12 protein-coding genes are annotated in these 20,483 nt (G+C 40.8%); 10 read left to right on the top strand and 2 right to left on the bottom strand.

What is annotated here, in order from left to right:
* From KBF71_04205 to KBF71_04185, 5 genes are all read left to right on the top strand, one after another.
* Positions 1 to 537: hypothetical protein (locus tag KBF71_04205; protein MBP9877520.1), on the top strand; the 537-nt coding region annotated here is incomplete at its 5' end.
* 79 nt (positions 538 to 616) lie between these two features.
* Positions 617 to 2,485, top strand: coding sequence for a hypothetical protein (locus tag KBF71_04200; GenBank protein MBP9877519.1), 1,869 nt, complete (start codon positions 617 to 619; stop codon positions 2,483 to 2,485).
* A 160-nt stretch (positions 2,486 to 2,645) separates the two neighbouring features.
* Complete coding sequence (locus KBF71_04195) at positions 2,646 to 4,460, top strand: hypothetical protein (protein MBP9877518.1); 1,815 nt, start codon at positions 2,646 to 2,648, stop codon at positions 4,458 to 4,460.
* 262 nt (positions 4,461 to 4,722) lie between these two features.
* Entirely contained in the window at positions 4,723 to 6,639 is a 1,917-nt protein-coding gene (locus KBF71_04190) for a hypothetical protein (protein ID MBP9877517.1), read from the top strand.
* A gap of 360 nt (positions 6,640 to 6,999) precedes the next feature.
* Positions 7,000 to 8,124 carry a cysteine desulfurase gene (locus KBF71_04185; protein ID MBP9877516.1) on the top strand — a complete coding sequence of 375 codons (1,125 nt, stop codon included), beginning with the start codon at positions 7,000 to 7,002 and terminating at the stop codon, positions 8,122 to 8,124.
* A gap of 229 nt (positions 8,125 to 8,353) precedes the next feature.
* Here the strand turns inward: KBF71_04185 and KBF71_04180 are convergent, their stop codons facing one another.
* Positions 8,354 to 9,568, bottom strand: a complete 1,215-nt coding sequence (locus tag KBF71_04180; GenBank protein ID MBP9877515.1) for a glycosyltransferase family 4 protein — start codon at positions 9,566 to 9,568, stop codon at positions 8,354 to 8,356.
* Positions 9,569 to 9,632: 64 nt separating this feature from the next.
* Here KBF71_04180 and KBF71_04175 point away from each other — a divergent pair, with 64 nt between their 5' ends.
* From KBF71_04175 to parC, 3 genes are all read left to right on the top strand, one after another.
* Positions 9,633 to 11,036 carry a TIGR03013 family PEP-CTERM/XrtA system glycosyltransferase gene (locus tag KBF71_04175; protein MBP9877514.1) on the top strand — a complete coding sequence of 468 codons (1,404 nt, stop codon included), beginning with the start codon at positions 9,633 to 9,635 and terminating at the stop codon, positions 11,034 to 11,036.
* A 15-nt stretch (positions 11,037 to 11,051) separates the two neighbouring features.
* Entirely contained in the window at positions 11,052 to 13,154 is a 2,103-nt protein-coding gene (gene prsK / locus KBF71_04170; protein ID MBP9877513.1) for a PEP-CTERM system histidine kinase PrsK, read from the top strand.
* 256 nt (positions 13,155 to 13,410) lie between these two features.
* On the top strand, positions 13,411 to 15,651 hold the full coding sequence (gene parC, locus KBF71_04165; GenBank protein ID MBP9877512.1) for a DNA topoisomerase IV subunit A: 2,241 nt from the start codon (positions 13,411 to 13,413) through the stop codon (positions 15,649 to 15,651).
* Positions 15,652 to 15,952: 301 nt separating this feature from the next.
* On the opposite strand, the gene KBF71_04160 is transcribed toward parC, so the two are convergent.
* Positions 15,953 to 17,215, bottom strand: a complete 1,263-nt coding sequence (locus KBF71_04160) for a tyrosine--tRNA ligase (GenBank protein ID MBP9877511.1) — start codon at positions 17,213 to 17,215, stop codon at positions 15,953 to 15,955.
* Positions 17,216 to 17,418: 203 nt separating this feature from the next.
* Between KBF71_04160 and KBF71_04155 the strand changes: the two genes are divergently transcribed.
* Both KBF71_04155 and recJ read left to right on the top strand, forming a co-directional pair.
* Entirely contained in the window at positions 17,419 to 18,618 is a 1,200-nt protein-coding gene (locus KBF71_04155) for an anhydro-N-acetylmuramic acid kinase (protein MBP9877510.1), read from the top strand.
* Positions 18,611 to 20,434 (top strand): single-stranded-DNA-specific exonuclease RecJ, encoded by a 1,824-nt coding sequence (gene recJ, locus KBF71_04150; protein ID MBP9877509.1) that lies wholly within the window; start codon positions 18,611 to 18,613, stop codon positions 20,432 to 20,434. The genes KBF71_04155 and recJ overlap by 8 nt, the downstream gene beginning before the upstream one ends.
* Positions 20,435 to 20,483: the final 49 nt, after the last annotated feature.

Below are 20,483 nucleotides of genomic sequence, written 5' to 3'. Positions count from 1 at the left end.
GGATCATATTTGGGATCGCTCTTTAACGCTGCGACGAGCTTAAAATCACTCTTTTGGAACGACTCTGTTTGTGATTCGCCTCTTGAATATCTGAACGAGCAAGCATTGTGTCAATTATCAACTCTTGATTTTAGGAATGTGAAATTAGAGCCCTCTATATTGGATGCTTTTTTGCAAAGGACGCCTCATCTTCAGCATTTAATTTTACTGAAGGTTATATTGTTGATTACAGAAAAGAATCCATCTTTAATGCTTGCACCGGGATCATTGCCAGAACTGGTTGAGTTCACAAGAGAGTGGGACACCTTTACGGCTTTATCAGCGGATGATTGTTTAAGCATTATAAAGGCAGCGCCGCATTTGCAGAAATTGGTTCTTCCTTATTATTTCCTGAAGCATTTTAGTGACTTGCCAGATGGTTTTTTGTCTGAGCTGAAAGTGTTTTATGGCAATAAGAATACTTGTTCTAAACCGGGCCAAGAGAAAAAGTACAGAAAACTTCTGCGGATTGCGCCGAATGTTGCGACAAAGGGGTAGAGTAAATAAAGTTGCCTTTCCTTTTGACAATTTTTCTTTTTCAGGATAAAAATAACAAACACGATACTGGAGAATTAAAATGGCAACGATTTATTTAGATACAGGATTTCCTGATGACAAAGATGGTTGGTTTCGTGTTTTTAATTGGGATAAGGCTTTATCAGTTGTTAAAGAGTCTGATTCTTTAATGATTTCCGCTAGATATGAAAATGTCTGGCCTCTTGTATTAGATTATTTGGGGCAATATGCTTTGAATATGCGTCAGGTCTCAACTTACTTTAGAGATGAGCGTTTGCGGCCCTACTATGAAAGATCTCCTCTTGAGCCTAAGGCTGATCAGTTTTGGATGAATCCTTTTCATCAACTGATGAATTCCAGAATGGTAGAAACGCCTGTATCTTTTACAAATGTAAGCGTCAGCACAAGTCCTCAAGATAACAAGTTAAAAGAGAGTTGTATTTGTGTGAAAGAGATTGAGCTCATTGCCCGAAAAATGCCAAAGCTTCACTCATTGTCAACGCTCTATATTTACATGCCATCGGATTATGACAGGCTGGAAAGCGAGGCACTTCCGATATTGCCAATTACGAAGATCCTCTCTCATTTGAGTCCGATTCGCTGGACTCTTTTTTTGAATCAGGATCGATTCCCAGCTTTGAGGGAATTAAAATTTGAAGCTGCTGTGATGTCGAGTGGACTTGATCAATTGCCTTTAAAATTGATGTATTCATTACGTTGTTTAGAGCTGCATGGTTTTATCTCACAGGAGGAAGGTCATTATAGTGGCATTAAGATTAGTGATATTTTCAGAGTATTAAGGCAAGTGCCTTTATTAGAGAAGCTTTATTTAAGTGGTGTGTTATCTTTAGAGGAAGACACAGTTGAACTTGAGCCAGAATCGCTACAAGCATTAAAAGTTTTGCATATAGAAGATTCCAGGATCAATCCAATTGACTTGAGGATTTTGTTTGCAGCCGCGCCCTTTATTCAAGATCTGACATTAATTGGATGTGATTTGGCATTAGAGGCTATAGAAACTCTTGGAGAAATGGATTTATCGCAACTGCGTGTTGCAAAAATTTGGCTGAATGCTTTGACAAGGAAACATGTGGAATGTTTTTTAAAGGCAGTGCCGAATTTGGAAAAGCTTAATGTTCAATACAAGCCAATGGATGAGGAGGGTGAAGACATGCAAATGCGACTTAATCTTTATCCATCAGTGAAAGAGTTGTTTGTAAAAGGAATGACTTTAAAGTCAGGTTCCCCGCGAGATTCTTTTCTTGACTTGATTGAGCAAATGATTGAACTGAAAAGCTTGGCGCTGAGAGGGCTTGCGATAGGCAAGGCCGATATGAAGGAGGATGCATTTACAAAGCTGACATCGCTTTGTGTGATAAATGCTTGTATTGATGGCGCATATTTTACAAATTTGCTGAACCGGGCAAAAGGTTTGGCATCGTTGGTGTGGAGAAATTCAACATCCGAATGGATGTTTCAGAATCTGGAAGCAGGGGCTTTGAGTCAGCTCACTCATTTATCGATACATGCTGTGAATACGACAACAAGAGAGTTAACTCTTCTTTTTGAAAAAATGCTGAATTTGAGAGATTTGGATTTGGGTGCTATAGGTGTTCAACTGGCTGAAGGTGAAGATGCCTTTGTGCTTTCCCAGCATTTATTACCAAATTTAAAGAATTTATTTGTCGCTGAATCAATAACACGAGAGCTGTGTTTGGCTTTTTTAAGAGTCGCATCGCAACTCGAAACACTCTCTATGCCCAGAAAATATTTCTCTTTATTTGAAAATGCCCCAGATGGCTATTTTCCAAAATTAAAAATAATACAACAACTTTTGCATTTAACAGAGAGAGAGCTTGATGAGGTCATGCCAATGGTGAGAAGAGTGGCTCCGAATTTAGAAATGAAAGCGTTGGGGAGCTTAATATAAGTCATAATGAACAATAAACAGGTCATGCTGAACTTGTTTCAGCATCTTTCTATGATAACGATGAGATCCTGAAATAAATTCAGGATGACCTCTGCTTAAATGAGAGCGATTGGTTGTGTTAGGCTAAGATAATAAAAGTAAAATGAATAAGGTAAACTAAATGACAATAATATATGCAACGCTCTATTACGATACGGAAGCGAAAGAATACAGGAATTTCAATGGCGCAAATGCTGTGCCTTACATGGTAAAAGCATCCCAAGATTCTGCTACTTTTAGAGAGGTGAAAGGCCTATGGTCTGAGATTCTATCTTATTTGGGCCAAGAGGCTATCAATATGCGAAAGGTATGTTCTTTCTTTTTGTATTCTGATTTTCAGACCCTTTATGAGAGATCTCCGATACACTTATCATCCCGCGATGAAGGATTTCGGGAAGCTCTTCGTGCAAGGACAGAGTCATTGACAAATGTCAGTTTGTCTTTGAATAAATATTCAAAGCCGCTTATTCCATCACTTGACCTACATTTGATTTTACCACGGATGGCAAGATTAACCGCTTTGCCACGCGTGAAGTTTGATCCTCAGATATTTGCAGATTCACAGTGGCTATCATTGGTGCAAAGTCTTGTGCATGGAGATTTAAACTTTGATTTTGGGCATATCTTGAATCAAGCGATTTTACCAAATTTACAGAAGCTAAAATTATTGTTTGCGCCCCAATATGTGAATCTTGATTTTTTGGATAGGCTCTCTCATTCCACTTTAAGGTGTTTTGAATGGAAATTATGTGATAAGCAATCTATAGATTTGTCGTTACTCGTCACTCTTTTGAGAGCCATGCCGCAGTTAGAGACATGGAAAATTCATTGCAATAACAACTCTTTAACGGGTGCTTTTGAGATAGAGCCAAATTCATTGCTGAATTTGAAAAACTGTGAGATGACAGGGCTGCACTGGACAAGCGAGGACTTTGCACATTTTATCGCGGCAGCGCGTCACTTGGTATCGCTGCGGCTCACTTATTTTTTAGTGATCAAAGGCGTTTTTAAAACATTAGAGGCTGGTGATCTGCCTTTTTTAAGAAAAATGAGTATCACGAATACAGACCAAAATTTTCATGATATTTGGGGCCTGTGTCGCGCAGCACCAAAGTTAGAAGAATTAAATTGGGTGCCAGGAGACCATGCGAGGGTAGACCAGAGAGTGCCTGCAGATCTATCTTATCCGCAAATAAGGCGTGCGCATTTTGTCCCGGCTTCGAATACCGAAGATGGGACTCCTTTTTGGGATATGCTTGAACAGATGCCGAATCTAGAGGATTTATCAATGCGTAATGCAAACCTGTTAAGTGTTGTCATTGAACAGTGCTTCGCCAATGCCTATGTAAAATTAACATCACTCCATCTTTATGATTGCGAAATCCCTGCATCTTATTTAACGGCTCTTTTCAATCATGCTCTGCATTTGCAAAGGATTTTGATTGATGGTGGGCATATCAAACTTGCATCAAAAGAATTGCAAGAAAAGGCTTTACAGTCGCTTCAAAGCCTATGGATGCAATCGGTGAGGATCACAGAAAGAGATTTATATGAAATCTTGAAACGTGCCACAAAGCTTGAGGATTTTACTTTTAGACATTCTTATTTGCTCAGACAAAAGGGTCCGTCATTTGATTTACCAGCCAATTCAATGTCAAATCTTAAATCGCTTGAGTCAAGCGAGTCTTCTTATAAAAATGATTGCCTTAGCCAAGAGCAAGTGGTTTCTTTTTTAAAAGCGGCGCCAAATTTAGAAAAGCTCAAAGTTCCTGATCGCTACTTGTTTGCTTTGAATCTATTCGAGACAGGAGCTCTTTCAAGCTTGAAAAAGGTGGATTTTTGGTATAAATCTGTCACACCTGAGGTGCGGGCAAGGCTTGTGGAAATTATTCAGCGCGTTGCTCCGAATGTGACAATAGACAAATCAAACGGGTGAGTAAGTTTATGATTGTTTTCAAAGTGCGTCATCAACTGTGATTTTTGATTTAGAGAATTATTGTAAGAAAAATAGCGTCGTCACTCAGAGGGTCTCTCGTAGAAGCCTTGGCGAAGACGAGAGCCCGTGGAGTCTCTGGGATGTATCAACAAGAATTGCCTTGTGGTTTAGTATTGCTGAGATTCCACGTCGCCTCTTAAGGAGGCGACTCTGAATGACGATTCTTTGAATCAAATAATATTAACAAGAAGGTAAGTGAATAATGACATGTACAACACTATATTTAAGCAACCAGACTCTGAGTTACGAGTTTCTTCATTGGGATCAATCTGTTTCCTTGAGCATGATTAAAAATGTAGATGCGCAAGAGTCATCCATTTTAAGAGTCGGTTCAACTCCTTGGGTTCATATCTTGCCTTTTTTGGGTGAGCAAGCCATCAATATGCGTAAGGTTTGTGCTTTTTTCTTATTCCCTTGTTTTGAAAATATATACAAGGCATCTCCTCTAACACCTCAGAATATAGAGTATCGGAATTCGCTGCTTGATATGATTTTGAGAGCGGATCGTCTGCTGACGAATTCGGCATTATTTTTTAAACCATTTCGTTATGTTTCTGGAGAGGTTCAGCCTGAAGCATTAACGAGTGAACATTGGAAAAGTATCAATGAGAAGATGCCACAGTGTCGCTCGATAGGTCCTGTTATCGTAAAAGAGCTTGTCGGGGTTTTACAAGAAGAAGCATTCCCTTTATTATTTCCAAAAATCTCAAGCCTTATGTTGATTGGAGCAGCTGCTCTCAATTGTAACGTGAGTTGTTTTCAGAATCTTTATTATCTAAAGCTATCCATGTATATGTTTCCTGAGGCTTTTTTAAAAGGATTGTCTGGGACCTTACCAGCCTTACGTGTTTTTAAGTGTTGTATCAATACTCAATTGAATTTAGAAATTTTTTCACACTTGTGTCGCATGATGCCACATTTAGAAAGATTGCATTTGGCTTCATATAATCGAAATGATGAAGGAGTGGTTGGTGTATTGGAGTTGCCAGCACATGCAATGAGATCTGTGCTCAATCTGAGTATTGCTGCATTTAGCTTATGCGCTCAAGATATTTTGACGATTTTAGAGGCTGCTCCCTCTCTTCAGCAGTTGAAGCTTAAGAATTGCGATAAATTGAGGGAATTTAATAAAATTCTTCCCAGTGATTCTCTTGTATCATTAAGGAAATTGATTGTGAGAGATTCGCGTTTTGATTGGACTGTTCTCAGGGGATTTTTACAGGCAGCTCCTCAATTGGCTCATCTTTCGCATAAACAGACACCTAGTAGTATACTTAGCTTTGCAAAGCTGCCGAAAATGCCGAATATGCGTCGTTTCGATTTTAAAGGAGGCTTTAGTACTGAGAGGGTGTATAAACGAGGAGGTTTTGTTGAAAATTACTTTCCGGTTAGCATTCATGATTTTATACCTTGGTTTTTCGAGATGCCTCAGCTGGAAGAGGTTCGGATTGAGATGGTTAATTTGACATATGATAGTAATAGATATTTTTGGATTGAGAAGCCTTTTTTACAAAATGTTCGGGCGCTTCATTTGCAAGATCTCAAGATGAATGACCTTATGTTAATGCGTTTCTTTAGAAATGCGGTCAAGCTTCAAAAACTTTATCTAGAGAATATCAAATTTGACGGCAGAGACGAGTGGATTGTCTCTAATCTTGAAGAGGATGCATTAGGTGAATTGACGAATTTGTCACTACTGCATGTTGATATTCACCCTATTTGTTTAGGTGCCCTTTTGAGTCACGCAAAAAAGCTTGAAAGATTGACCATCAAGAGCTCTCTTGTGAAAAACCCATGTGGAGAAATCTTCACAGAGGCTTTTGATCTTCCTCATCTGACCTATTGTCGTTTGGATGGATATAAGAATTTGGATGCGACTGCTTGGGTTGTTTTGCTAAAGGCTGCACCGAATATAGAGCAGCTTTATATCAATCAGGGTTTGATTTATCCAGTGCTGCAGAAGTTGCATGATACAAAGCTGGTGTTGAAAAATTTGCGTGCATTGTATTACTCGTCTGATCCCAATAATAAAGGTGATAATATTCTGTTGCCTGCTTATATTTCTGAAATTGCACCGCAATTTGAAGTGCTTGATGTAGTGAGCAGAGCCACCTCATGAAAATTTTTAGTTATAAAGGCCTTGTGTGCTTGCCTCTCACCGTCACTCAGAGGGTCTCGCGTTGCAGCCTTGCTGCGACGGAGCGCCCGTGGAGTCTCTGCAATGTTTCAATATAGAACTGCACTAAGTTGTTGATTCCATGAGACTCCACGCCCCCTACCTCCTGCGCACTTTGTGCTGGGAGGCTAAGGAGGTGGCTCTGAGTGACGTGGAGAGGTCAGTACTTAGAGACGTTTCTCAATAGATTTTTCTTCTTATTCATTCTTCATGGAGTGGTCCTAATGCCGTGAGGGATTAATCTTTACCTCGTGAAGGCAAAAAGGTATCATATATTGATTGATGAGCAATATAGAGGATCAGATGAAAAAGCCAATTTACCTGGATTATAATTCGACAACCCCGCTCTTTCCATCCGTGAAATCAGCAATGGTGGAAGCGATGGATCTGGTTGGGAATGCAGCTTCTATTCATCAGATGGGCCAAAAGGTGAGAGCTTCACTTGAAAAGGCAAGGCATCATCTGGCAACTTTTTTAGATACATCGGCTGAAAACATTATTTTCACAAGCTGCGCAACAGAAGCTTTTAACATGATTTTGCGTGAAGGGCAGTGGGATAAAATTATTCTCTCAGCCGTTGAACATGTGGCTGCGCATAGAGCAGCTGAAGCAACAGATGCCGAGGTTGTTCATATTCTAGCATCAAAAGAAGGCGTGCTTGATTTGGCACAACTTGAAGCAGAATTGAAAAAAAGTGCTGATGCAAAAGAGAAAGTTGTTGTCAGCGTGATGCAAGTGAACAATGTGTTCGGCACGATTTATCCAGTTGCTGAGATTTCTGCTCTCTGTCATCAATATGGCGCTGTCTTTTGTTGCGATGTGGTGCAGTCAGCAGGGCGGATTCCTGTATCATTGAATCAAATCAATGCAGATTATTATTTTGTCTCAGCCCATAAATTTGGGGGCCCAAAAGGGGTTGGTGCTTTGGTGAGGCGCCCAGGGCTTGATCCACGTCCTTTGGTCATTGGAGGCGGGCAAGAAAAATCATTCAGAGGCGGTACTGAAAATGTGATTGGCATTGTCGGCATGGGTGCAGCTGCAATTGAAGCCGGTGAGCGTTTGCATCAGTTTGAAGCTTTAGAAGCGATCCGCGATGAGATGGAATCTGTGATTTTAAGTAAAGTGCCGGGTGCTTTGATTTTAGGCAAGGGGCATAGCCGCGTTTCGAACACAACCTGTCTTTTCATGCCAGGTGTGGAATCAGCAAAGCAAGTGATTGCCTTTGACTTAGAAGGTATCTGTGTATCAAGTGGATCAGCTTGCTCAAGCGGTAAAGTGAAAAAGTTCGACTTTTTAGAGTCGATGGGCTTTGATGAAACAATGACAAATTCTATTTTGCGCATATCAATGGGGTGGGATACAACCAGAGAAGAGGCGCTTTTCGCAGCTGAGACTTGGTGCCGATTGGCAAGTCAGCTTGGTCATTAAAGAGCCTGAAAGGAGTTATTAGATTATATAACCGTCACTCAGAGCCCTCCTAATGGAGGGCTCTGAGTCTCTGTTATTTTCAATAAGAATTGCGTTAAGTTTCTAATTTAATGAGATTCCACGTCGCCTCTTAGTGAGGCGACTCTGAATGACGATTCTCTAATTCAATAGATGACACCTGATGAGTTAATTAAGAAAATAGCTTACAACAAGTCATGCTGAATTTATGTCAGCTTCTCTTCTCTTTATGCTCTTTGCAAATTTTTTTGAAGATTTTTTCTTGGCCCAGTGATGTTTCTTTCCAGGTGAAGTCTTTTGCGTAAGAACTTGTTTCGGCGCGAGAAGGTAAGTTTTTAAAGAGCTCTAGAATCCCTTTGGCAATGGATTCGGGTTTTCGATCATCAATCAGAATGCCTGCCTCTGGTTTTAGAATAATCTCGGGCGTTCCATTTACGCGGGTTGATACAACCGGACATCCACAGGCAATCGCTTCAAGAAGAACATTTGGCCATCCTTCACGGCTTGATGCCAAAATCAGACAATCGGCAGCGTTGTAGAGTTTGATCAAATCGTGGTGTGGAACTTGCCCCAGAAAAGTAACGCGGTCATTCAAATGCAGATCATGGATAATTTTTTTGAGTTTTGTTTCTTCTGGGCCTGAGCCTGCAAGCACCAGATGAAAGTCGTGAGGTAGACTCCCAAGAGCCCGAATTGTGAATTCATTGCCTTTGTTTTCAACGAGATGTCCGACAGAAAGGATGATTTTTTTGTGAGTAGGGAGTGAGTATACCTTTGCGGCATTGTTTGTTTTAAGTGGGTAAAATGTTTGTAAATCAATACCATTTCTGAGTGAGATTATTTTGTCGGGATTGATATGAAGGTCAATCAGGATATCTTTGAGTGACCTGCTCACAGTGATGAGAGCGTTGGCTTTTTTGCTCGCCCATTCAATCATTTTACGGGGTAGAAAGTATTTAGGTATTAAAGTTAGATCTGTGCCTCTGCCTGTAATGGTAAAGGGAAGTTTGAGTTTTTGAGCAAGAGCAGCTGCAGAAACGCCATCAGGGTAAAAATAATGCGCATCAATCAGATCAAATTTTTCTTTTGTGTGTAATTGTTTGATGAGGTTTCTTGTTGCGAGATACATAAAGAGTGGCGTGATATACCAGCCAATTTTAGGAATCACAAGATAACGAGGATGGTGAATTGTGATGTTGTGACGTGTTTCTACTTTAGGGATTGATACAAACGAACCATATGATTTTGATTTTTTGAAAAAACTTGGAACCCAAGGAACTGGGGCGACAACGATTGCTTGTATCTTTGTGTCTTTTAATAAATGACGCAGTCTATTTTCAACAAATATACCGTTATTCGGTTGATTTTTATTTGGGTATAAAGTGCTAAATGTTAGAATTTTCACAAGAGGCCTCGAATATTCAATGTATTTTTAATAGTTATTCTTTATATAATAGTAGAATCTACAAAAAAATCTTTAACAAAGAGAGATGGCCCCAAAAATGATTCGTTTGTTTCGGCATAGTATTTCAACGAATGCTTTTATTCTTGCACTGTTAGAATTTTGTTTGCTAACCCTTTTTGTGTATCAAAATTTTGAGACTCTCCTTTTGGCTGCAGAGGAGCATTATTTTCTCATTTGCATTGCTTTTTCATTTTTGATTATATTGATTTTTATGTCTCTCGGGCTCTATAACCAAGACATTACAACGAATCGAAAAATCATGGCGGTTCGCTTTCTCTTTGCCATTGGTCTTTTGCTGATTATTGCAGCCTGTATTAACAAGATTGTATTCCATATGACCAGCGGTATGCTTTATTATCCAAGTTGGGTCTTGATGATTCGTGTGTTTATTGTTGGTTTCTTCCTTTTTTTAGTCCGGATGATTTATGTGCAAACGATTGCGATGCGGTTTTTACGAAAAATATTGGTCATTGGTGCAGGAAAAATGGCCGAAAGATTAAATGAGCTTTTTGCTAGCCCAAGCATGCATGGTATTAAATTTGTTGGATTTATTGGTGTGAAGGATGAAACTGTTGGAATGCCTGCCTTTATGTCTATAGCAAGAGATGATTTTAAACTAGAAAAACTTGCCGAGCTTTTCCGTCAATTCAGAGCAGAAGAGATTGTTTTTGCACCTGATGATAAAAGAGGCATTTCTCTAGAAGCTTTTTTGCATCTAAAGCTAAAGGGTTATAAAATATATGATTTTCAATCTTTCGTGGAGCAAGAAAAAGGTCGTATTGAAGTTGAACATCTGAATATGTCTGGCTTTGTGTTTACAGATGGTTTCACTTTTGGCTTTTTGCATGACGCCATTAAAAGAGTATTTGATCTTGTAACAGCTTGTTTATTATTTGTTGTGACGCTTCCGATTATCATTATTGCGATAATTTGTATCAAGATTGAATCAAGAGGTGCAGCCCTCTTTTCTCAAGAAAGAGTAGGGTTTGAAGGGAAACTCTTTCAGCTTTATAAGCTCAGAAGTATGAATATAGATGCTGAAAAGAAATCTGGTCCGAAGTGGGCGGCTGAAAATGATGATCGGATAACGCGTATTGGTCGTATTCTACGTAAAACCAGAATTGATGAATTACCTCAGCTTTGGAATGTGATAAAAGGTGATATGAGTTTTGTGGGACCAAGACCAGAAAGACCTATTTTTGTCAGTGATCTTGCAAAAAAAATACCCTATTATCAAGAAAGACATGTTGTTAAACCAGGCATTACAGGATGGGCTCAGATTAATTATCCTTATGGTGCCTCACTTGAAGATGCAAAAGAAAAATTGTGTTATGATCTCTATTATGCAAAAAACCGGAGTTTGTTTTTAGATCTGACCATTCTCTTGCAAACAGTGCGTGTTATTATATGGCCCACGGGCGTACGGTAGAGAGGCTTTATCACCATGATTCAGCTGTTTTACATTTTCCCAACTCTTGCTTATGCGTGCTTAACGCTTTTATTAGGGTTGAACAGGCGTTATAAGATACAATCTGTTTGTTTATTGGCGGTAACAATCATCACGCTTATTTATGTTTCAATGCCGCTTTGGGGCGTAGAGGCTTGGTCTTTTGGAGCTTATTTGAATGAAGGTTTAGATTTTTTGAGACTGTCAGCTTGGTGTTTCTTTTTGCTCTCTATCATTTTAGATTTGAATCCTGATTTTTTTAGAGTTTGGTCTTTTAAAAGATCGCTTTTGTCTGTTGGTTTTGCGCTTTGCCTCTCATTGGCTGTTTTACCGTTTCTGATGAGTAATTTTATGTTTTTTCAATCGTCAGGTTTTTCACTGATTCTGGTTTTGAAAATCCTGTGGATTGTTTATGGCTTGGTGCTGATAGAATGCATTTTTAGGCAATCGAATCGTGAAATTCTTTATCTCTTGAAATATATTCTTTTGGGGATAGCCACAACACACATTTATGATTTGGCTTATAATTCAAATGCATTGTTGTTTGGAAATTATGAATTAAATCTGACCCTTGCTCGCTATTTTATTTTTGGAATGGTTGTGCCTTTGATTGCTATTTCAGCAGCACGGTACAAGCAATGGTCAACAAATTTAAGAATCTCACGCCAATTTGTTTTCCATAGTGCGGTCTTAAGTTTTGCAGGGCTCTATTTGATTTTGATTTCGGTTCTTGGCTATTATATCAATCATTTGCAGACAGATTTTGCAACGTCGTTTCAGATTATCTTTATTGTATCGGCGATTCTTTTGATGACACTTGCCTTTTTCTCTGAGGCGTTGCGCGTCAAAGTACGCGTTCTGATCTCAAGAAACTTTTTTGCTTATCGATATGATTATCGTGAAGAATGGGCGCGATTTATTCAAGCGATTGCCCAGCAAGATATTTCACATTATGAAAAATATATCAGAGCCATGGGGCAAATTGTTGAGAGTGAATCTGGCGTTTTGTGGGTTTTGAGTGAGGAAGAAAAGAATTTACAGATCAGGGCTTGTTTGAAATTTCCAAAAGATCTGCCGTTTATTCCTTTGAATCATCCCTTTATCAAAAAGATAGAAGAGAATCCCTGGATTCTAAACTTAAAAGTACATCAAGAAAAACAAAGAGAATTGTTAGAGATTCTGCCTAAATGGATATGGGATCTAAAATCTGCGCGCTTTCTTGTGCCCTTACTACATCGAGATAAAATCTATGGGCTGATGCTGATTGGTGACCCGCTTTCTGAGATAGATGTGACTTGGGAGACATACTTATTGCTTAAGACAGTTTCTTACCAAGTGTCGAGTTATCTGGCAGAAGAGATTACGCGTGAGAGTCTTTTCCATGCAGAACAATTACAAGCTTTCAATAAACGCTTTGCCTTTGTGATTCATGATTTAAAAAACTTGATCAATCAATTGTCTCTTACTGTTGTGAATGCTGAGAAGTATGGGGATAAAAAAGAATTCAGAGATGATATGCTCACCACTCTCAGACATTCTGTTGATAAGATGAAGGATATGCTGACACAATTGAAATCTGATTCTGTTGCAGAGTTTTCTCAGCATGTTCAAGTTACGAATAAGGGTAAGCAAACAGAGGTTTCAAAACAAAACGTCATTGATGATCTTGCTGTGTTTATTGAGAAATGGGCAGATCAAAGAGTGCCACTTCATTTTCAAAAGCCTAAACTGTCAAAGGCTTTTTTGAATGGGATGATTATGTGGGACCGGGAATCCTTCTTTACGGCGCTTCAGCATCTTATTCAAAATGCGATTGAAGCAACAGTGCAAGCAGGTCGTGTGAGTCCTATTCATATTATTGTCAAAGATGAAAATGGCCAGCTTGAAATTAATGTTGAAGATTCGGGCACGGGAATGAGTGATCAATTTATTGCAAAAGATTTGTTTAAGCCATTACAGTCAACAAAAGAAGGCGGCTATGGTATTGGCGCCTACCAGGCTCGTGAACTTTTGAAGGAGATGGGATTTGAGCTTTCTGTCACTTCAAAGCTCGGTGAAGGAACGCAGATGAAAGTATTACTGACTGATTCCATTGCTTGAGAAAATGAGTGATATGATATATAAAGAATAGTATTGAGATTGTTGCTAAATTCAAAACCGTCACTCAGAGCCCTCCATCAGGAGGGCGTGGAGTCTCTGCAATTTCTCAACATGCATTGTGGTATGTTGCTGGTTTAATGAGATTCCACGTCACCCCTTGAGGGGGTGACTCTGAATGACGCTAATAGACCATTACTTGGTTTTGGCTTCTACAAGAGTCTCAGTATAATCATTCATTTTAGAGAGGGGCTCGACAATGGCCAATAATGGAAAAAATACAAAGATAGGGAATGAAACAATTCTTGATACTTCTTTCAGGTCTGCTTTGAGTGAAAGATATCTTGCCTATGCTCTGTCAACCATTAAAGCAAGATCATTGCCAGATGTCAGAGATGGCCTAAAGCCTGTTCATCGGCGCTTGCTCTATGCAATGCGTCAGTTGCGTCTTGATCCAGAAACAATGCCAAAGAAATCAGCACGTGTTGTGGGTGATGTGATTGGTAAATATCACCCGCATGGTGATATGTCTGTCTATGAAGCATTGGTTCGCCTGGCACAGGATTTCTCATCTCGCTATCCGCTTGTTGATGGGCAAGGAAACTTCGGTAACGTTGATGGTGATAACGCTGCTGCCATGAGATATACGGAAGCAAAGCTCACACAGGTTGCAAAATTATTGCTTGAAGGGCTTGATGACAATGCTGTTGATTTTAGGCCAACCTATGATGGTGATGGTGATGAACCAGTTGTTATGCCTGCCAACTTCCCGAACCTTTTAGCAAATGGATCAACCGGAATTGCGGTGGGTATGGCAACCTCTATCCCGCCTCATAATGTTTATGAAATTGCAAAAGCATTGCGGATACTCCTTAAAAATGCCGGTGCTACAACAAGAGAACTTATGTCCGTTTTTAAAGGGCCAGATTTTCCATTGGGCGGGACATTGGTTGAAGATTTTGAAACAATCTTAAATGCTTATGAAACAGGGCGTGGGAGCTTTCGTGTTCGCGCAAAGTGGGAAAAAGAAGATCTAGGGCAGGGCACATGGCAAATTGTTGTGACTGAAATTCCTTATATGGTTCAGAAATCAAAACTGATTGAGAAGATTGCTGACCTGCTGATGGACAAAAAAATTCCGATTCTAGATGATATCAGGGATGAGTCAGCAGAAGATATCAGAATTGTCTTGGTGCCAAAAAGTAGGAATGTTGATCCTGAAGTTTTGATGAGTTTGCTCTTTAAAAATAGTGACTTAGAGTCAAGGTTTAATCTAAATTTGAATGTGATTGATCATCATAATATTCCTCATTTAATGTCATTGCCTCAAGTTTTGCAGCATTACATTGATCACCGTAATCAAGTTTTGGTGCGTAGAAGTCAGTTTCGTCTGGAAAAGATTCAGCATCGTCTTGAAATTCTTGATGGCTTTTTAATTGCTTATTTGAATTTAGATCGCGTGATCCAGATCATTCGTTTTGAAGATGATCCAAAAGCAGTTTTGATGGCTGAATTTTCACTCACAGAGATTCAGACGGATGCTATTTTAAATATGCGCCTTAAAGCCTTGCATAAATTAGAAGAGTTTGAGATTCGCAAAGAGCATCAAAGCCTGTCAGATGAGAAAAAGGCTCTCGAGTCATTGCTTGCGAATAAGAGCGAGCAAGTTGCCTTTTTGGATAATGAGTTCACGATTCTTGCCGATCTATTTTCACCCAAAACGGCTTTAGGTAAAAGAAGGACGATCATTGAGGGCGCTCCTCAAGAGATTGATATGCCTGTTGAAGCTATGATTGAAAAAGAAGCAATCACCGTTCTTTGCTCAGAAAAAGGATGGATCCGTAGCGTAAAAGGGCACTTAACCGATGCAGCGATCGCAGAAACAAAATACAAAGAAGGCGATCAGCAAGCCTACGTGATTAAGTGTGAGTCAATTGATAAATTGCTCTTGCTCAATAGTGATGGACGGATGTATACGCTGCTGGTTGATCGCATTCCACGCGGACGTGGGTTTGGCGAGCCGCTTACGCTGCTGTGTGATTTCCAAGATTCAGCCAAAATTATCAATATTCTACCTTATGAGAAAGATGCACATTACGTGATTGCTTCTACAGATGGGCGCGGTTTCCAGGTGAATGGTGATAACTTAGTTGCGAGTACCAAGACAGGCCGTCAAATTCTAACTCTTGCTGATAAAGCAAAAGCAAAGATTTTCGTGAAATCAGATGGTGATCATATTGCTGTGATCGGTAACAATCGCAAGCTTCTGATTTTCCCGATCGATCAATTGCCGATTCTGAATAAGGGACGTGGCGTTACTTTGCAAAAGTACAAGGATGGAAGCCTTTCTGATTTGCAAGTCATCAAAAAGGAGGAGGGCATGAAATTCAGCTACGGCACATCAGGCCGCGTTCAGACCGATTTGGTTGGCTGGCTTGGTAATAGAGCAGGGCAAGGCAAAATGCCTCCAAATGGCTTTCCACGGAACAATAAGTTTTAAGGGTGTATGGGTAACATGGAGGCGTGATTGTTGTCACGTACTTCGTGGATGAATAGATAAAGTGCCGTCACTCAGAGGGCTCCCACAGGAGCCCGCCTGTCAGGCCGAAGCCTTGGCGTAGGCTGATGGAGTCTTTGCAGTCTCTCAAAAGGAATTGCGCTCCGTTGTTAGTTAGCTGAGATTCCACGCCGCCTCTTTAAGGAGGCGGCTCTGAATGACGATTATTTTCTACAAAATCATAGTTGATGATGGTATTTAAAGACAGCTCTTACATAGACTTTCATCGATGAATATGTGAACTTTACTCCCCCTGCTTCACCAAGCCGTGCTTTTTCTTGCCAGCTGAAACTTTGAGACTCTCATTGCCATTGAAATCGTTAAGGCGAATCATGAGCTCTCTATCAGTCACAACCACGTCATTCAGTCTTGCGCCCCCGCCATCAATCAAGCGGCGAGCCTCGCCCTTTGAGGTGCACAGTTTCAGGTCAACGAGGCAATCAACAAATGGAATGCCGGCATGAAGCGCAGCAGCACTTAATGTGATGTGAGGCAGGTTCTCAGACATGCCGCCTTCAATGAAGGTTTGCTGAGCTGTTGCATAGGCTTTTTCAGCCTCTGCTTTGCCATGGCAGAGAGCCGTGACTTCATTTGCCAGAACGATCTTGGCTGCATTGATCTCGCTTCCCTGCAGTGCTTCTAATTTTTGAATCTCAGCAATTGGTAACTCTGTAAACAGTCTTAGGAATTTGCCAACATCGGCATCTTCTGTATTGCGCCAGAATTGCCAATAATCATAGGGTGAACATCTATCGGCATTGAGCCAAACAGCACCTTGAGCGGTTTTGCCCATTTTAGCACCAGAAGCCGTTGTGATTAAAGGAGATGTCAGGCCGAAAACTTCTTTTTGGAGAATGCGTCTTGAAAGATCGATTCCGTTCACGATATTACCCCATTGGTCAGCGCCGCCCATTTGGAGATGGCATTTCTCTGTTTTTGCCAGTTCCATAAAATCATAGGCTTGCAGAATCATATAGTTGAATTCCAAAAAGGTGAGGGGCTGTTCGCGTTCAAGGCGCAGTTTGACTGAGTCAAAAGTAACCATGCGATTGATTGTAAAGTGAGGGCCAATGTCTCTGAGGAGATCGATGTAATTGAGATTATCTAGCCAGCTCGCGTTGTTGACCATAATGGCATCATTTTGGCCAGAGCCAAAGCTCAGATATTTTGAGAAAATGGAGCCAATCCCTTTGATATTTTGGCCAATGATTTCGTCAGTCAGAAGCTTACGACTCTCGTCTTTACCAGATGGATCGCCGATACGTGTTGTTCCGCCACCCATCAGCACAATCGGACGGTGCCCCGATTTTTGAAAATGCCGCAGGAGCATAATTTGAATCAGACTACCAATATGCAAGCTATCAGCCGTTGCATCAAAACCAATATAAGCACAACCTGTGTGTTTTAAAAGATAATCATCGAGCCCTTCAAGATTCGTGCATTGATGCATAAATCCACGTTCGATTAAAATTTTCAAGAATTCAGATTTTACTTTGATATTACTCATGGCTTGCCTATGATAAGAAGATTATGAAGACCAATGTATAATAGCATTTAAATAGAAGTTCTAAAAAGCCGTCATTCAGAGCCACCCCAAGAGGGGGTGGCGTGGAATCTCATTAAATCAACAACTAAATAATTGTTGTGAGATAGTAGAGACTCCACGGGCTCTCTCATGAGAGAGCCCTCTGAGTGACGATGGAAACTTTTATGCATCGGTCTCTTTTATTTAACCAATCTACCATAGAAGAAAAAATGACGCAATCAGTGACTCTCAAAAATAAAAAATATAGATGCCTTGGCCTTATGTCGGGAACATCTCTCGATGGGATTGATCTTGCTTATATTGAGACTGATGGTCATCAGATTTTGAAAATAGGTCCTTCATCTTATCGTCCCTATTACCAAGATTTTCGGGATAGATTAAGCACAATTTTGGGACAATCGGCTCCAACTGATCAGACAAAAGCAATCGAGCAAGAGCTCACAGATCGTCATATTGAGGTGATCAAAGACTTCATGAAAGACTTTGACTTATCCGCGGATGATATTGATCTGATTGGATTTCATGGCCAAACCATTTATCACAATCCTCTTGAGAAAAAAACATGGCAAATTGGTGATGCACAAAAAATGGCAAATCACCTTGGTATTGATGTTGTGGGTGATTTTCGGATTCAAGACGTTGAATCTGGTGGGCAAGGAGCACCTTTGGTTCCAATTTTCCATCTGGCTTTGGCATCGCAATTACAGTGTCAATTTCCGATTTGCATGCTGAATATCGGCGGTGTTGCCAATGTAACCTATATTCCGAATGAGAATCCAGAAGAGATGGTTGCATTTGACACAGGGCCTGGCAATGCGCTTCTCGATGATTGGTGCTTGCGCTATTTTCAAAAAGCCTATGATGAGAATGGTTCTATTTCAAAAAAGGGAAAATGTAATCAAGCTATTATCGATGATATCTTAAGTGATACTTTCTTTCAGAGCCCAGTGCCAAAGTCATTGGATCGGCTTCATTTTCATGCCTATCTTGAAAAACTCCAAAATATAAGTCCTGAAGATGGAGCGGCAACGCTTTTAGGACTCACCGTTCAGTCAATGTTGTTGGCTTTTAAAAGCCTGCCAGCTATGCCAAAGCAGATTATTCTCATGGGCGGCGGCAGAAAGAATGCGAATCTTGTTGATCAATTGAAGGCGGCATTGCCACAGGTTCACATTCAGTCCATTGATGATTTGGGTCTGAATGGTGATTTTATTGAAGCTGAGGCCTTTGCTTATTTGGCAGGAAGGCACATGGCACACCTCCCTTATAGTTTCCCAAAAACAACAGGTGTTTCTCAGCCTATGATGGGCGGAAAATGTTATAAGCCTGACGTAAAAGATGAAAAGGTCCGCGCAAATGCTTGATATTCCGAAACATAACTTAGATGATCAATTGGAAGTTTTCCTCGAAAAATCGGTGAAAGGGCAAAAATGGCTCATGCGCAAGATCTCTGAGCGTGATACATTAAGCCTTGTTCAGAAGCTAGGCTTGCCATCTGTTGTTGCGGATTTGTTGGTGCGTCGGGGAATTACATTGGATGATGCAGAGGATTTTTTAAATCCGAAATTGAAATCGAGTATGCCAGATCCTGAGATTCTCAAAGATATGACCAAGGCGGTTCAGCGTCTCTATCAAGCCATTACCAAGCAAGAAAAAATAGTTATCTTTGGCGATTATGATGTTGATGGTGCAACCTCCTCATCATTGCTCAAACTTTATCTGGCGCATATTGGTATTGAGGCTGACATCTATATTCCAGATCGAATCGAGGAAGGCTATGGGCCGAGCCTTTCCGCTTTTGAGGCTTTCGTTAAACAAAAAGTGCAATTGATTGTGACGGTTGATTGCGGAACGCTTTCTTATGAACCACTCGAATTTGCGGCCTCGAAAGGGCTCGATGTCATTGTGCTCGATCACCACAAAGCGGAGGTTAAATTACCCCCTGCTGTCGCTGTTGTGAATCCGAACCGTGTGGATGAACCAGCCTCAGATCTCTCTCTCCTTGCGGCAGTGGGCGTTACTTATTTGCTCCTCATTGCGCTGAATCGATCTTTAAGAGAGAAAGGCTATTTTGAGACGAAGAAAATTCAAGAGCCCAACATGCTCTCTTATCTCGATTTGGTGGCTTTGGGCACTGTTTGCGATGTTGTACCCTTGAAGGGTTTAAATAGAGCCTTTGTCTCTCAAGGCATTAAAGTGATGGCGAAACGTGAAAACATAGGTCTCAAAACTTTGTCTGACATAGCAGGTCTTGATGAAAAACCAACACCTTATCATTTAGGCTTTGTTTTGGGGCCAAGGATTAATGCGGGCGGCCGGGTAGGAGAATCAGATCTCGGGTCAATATTATTAACGCACACAAGCCTTTTTGAAGCGCAGAAAATTGCCAAGAAGCTTGATGAATATAATAAAGAAAGGCGCGATATTGAAGCGCAACTTTTGGAAGAAGCGATTCAAAAGGTTGAATCTGAAAGGCTTTATGAAAAGCCCATCATGCTGGTTGCAGGCCAGGGATGGCATCCAGGTGTGATTGGCATTGTTGCATCGCGCTTGAAGGACCGGTACTGGCGGCCAACTTGCGTTATTGCTTTCGATGAGAATCAAAAAGGAAAAGCATCAGGACGGTCAGTGGCTGGACTCGATTTGGGCGTTCATATTTTGGCTGCCTTTCAAGATGGGTATTTGGTGAATGGCGGCGGACATGCAATGGCCGTGGGCTTTACCGTTGAACAGAATCGGCTCGGTGATCTTGAATCTTATTTGATTGATCGTGTTTTGCAAGATTGCCCTCATGGGCTCCCGCCCAGAAGCGCTTTGGTTGATGGATTGGTATCATTAGGCGGTGTGACGTTGGATTTGGTCCAAAAGCTTGATTCTGTTGGGCCCTTTGGCGCAGGCCATCCTGAACCTTTGTTTGTGCTGAATAATGTCCGTATTGTCAAAGCAGATGTGATGGGTGAGGATCATTTACGCTGTATCGTCCAAGGCGCAGGTGGTGAAAAGAATTATATGCAGAGCCTCACAGCTGTTTGCTTCAGGTGTCTTGAGACTGATTTAGGTCAGTTTCTGCTGCAGGCCGTCGGCGGCAGGACTATTCACTTGCTCGGTAAGATGAAGGTGAATGATTTCAGAGGGAATCAATCTGTGCAATTCATTATTGAAGATGGCGCTTTTGTGTGATTTACATACAGCGTCATTGCGAGCCCTTTAGGGCGTGGCAATCTCATGG

The organism is Alphaproteobacteria bacterium (assembly GCA_018063245.1).
GTDB lineage: Bacteria > Pseudomonadota > Alphaproteobacteria > JAGPBS01 > JAGPBS01 > JAGPBS01.
This window is presented reverse-complemented; position numbering and strand designations above follow the sequence as displayed.

What these genes read in the sequence shown, in the direction of transcription:
- KBF71_04200 (MBP9877519.1), top strand. Translation starts at nt 617, where the DNA reads ATGGCAACGATTTATTTAGATACAGGATTTCCTGATGACAAAGATGGT.
- KBF71_04195 (MBP9877518.1), top strand. Translation starts at nt 2,646, where the DNA reads ATGACAATAATATATGCAACGCTCTATTACGATACGGAAGCGAAAGAA.
- KBF71_04190 (MBP9877517.1), top strand. Translation starts at nt 4,723, where the DNA reads ATGACATGTACAACACTATATTTAAGCAACCAGACTCTGAGTTACGAG.
- KBF71_04185 (MBP9877516.1), top strand. Translation starts at nt 7,000, where the DNA reads ATGAAAAAGCCAATTTACCTGGATTATAATTCGACAACCCCGCTCTTT.
- KBF71_04175 (MBP9877514.1), top strand. Translation starts at nt 9,633, where the DNA reads ATGGCCCCAAAAATGATTCGTTTGTTTCGGCATAGTATTTCAACGAAT.
- prsK (MBP9877513.1), top strand. Translation starts at nt 11,052, where the DNA reads ATGATTCAGCTGTTTTACATTTTCCCAACTCTTGCTTATGCGTGCTTA.
- parC (MBP9877512.1), top strand. Translation starts at nt 13,411, where the DNA reads ATGGCCAATAATGGAAAAAATACAAAGATAGGGAATGAAACAATTCTT.
- KBF71_04160 (MBP9877511.1), bottom strand. Translation starts at nt 17,215, where the DNA reads ATGAGTAATATCAAAGTAAAATCTGAATTCTTGAAAATTTTAATCGAA.
- KBF71_04155 (MBP9877510.1), top strand. Translation starts at nt 17,419, where the DNA reads ATGCATCGGTCTCTTTTATTTAACCAATCTACCATAGAAGAAAAAATG.
- recJ (MBP9877509.1), top strand. Translation starts at nt 18,611, where the DNA reads ATGCTTGATATTCCGAAACATAACTTAGATGATCAATTGGAAGTTTTC.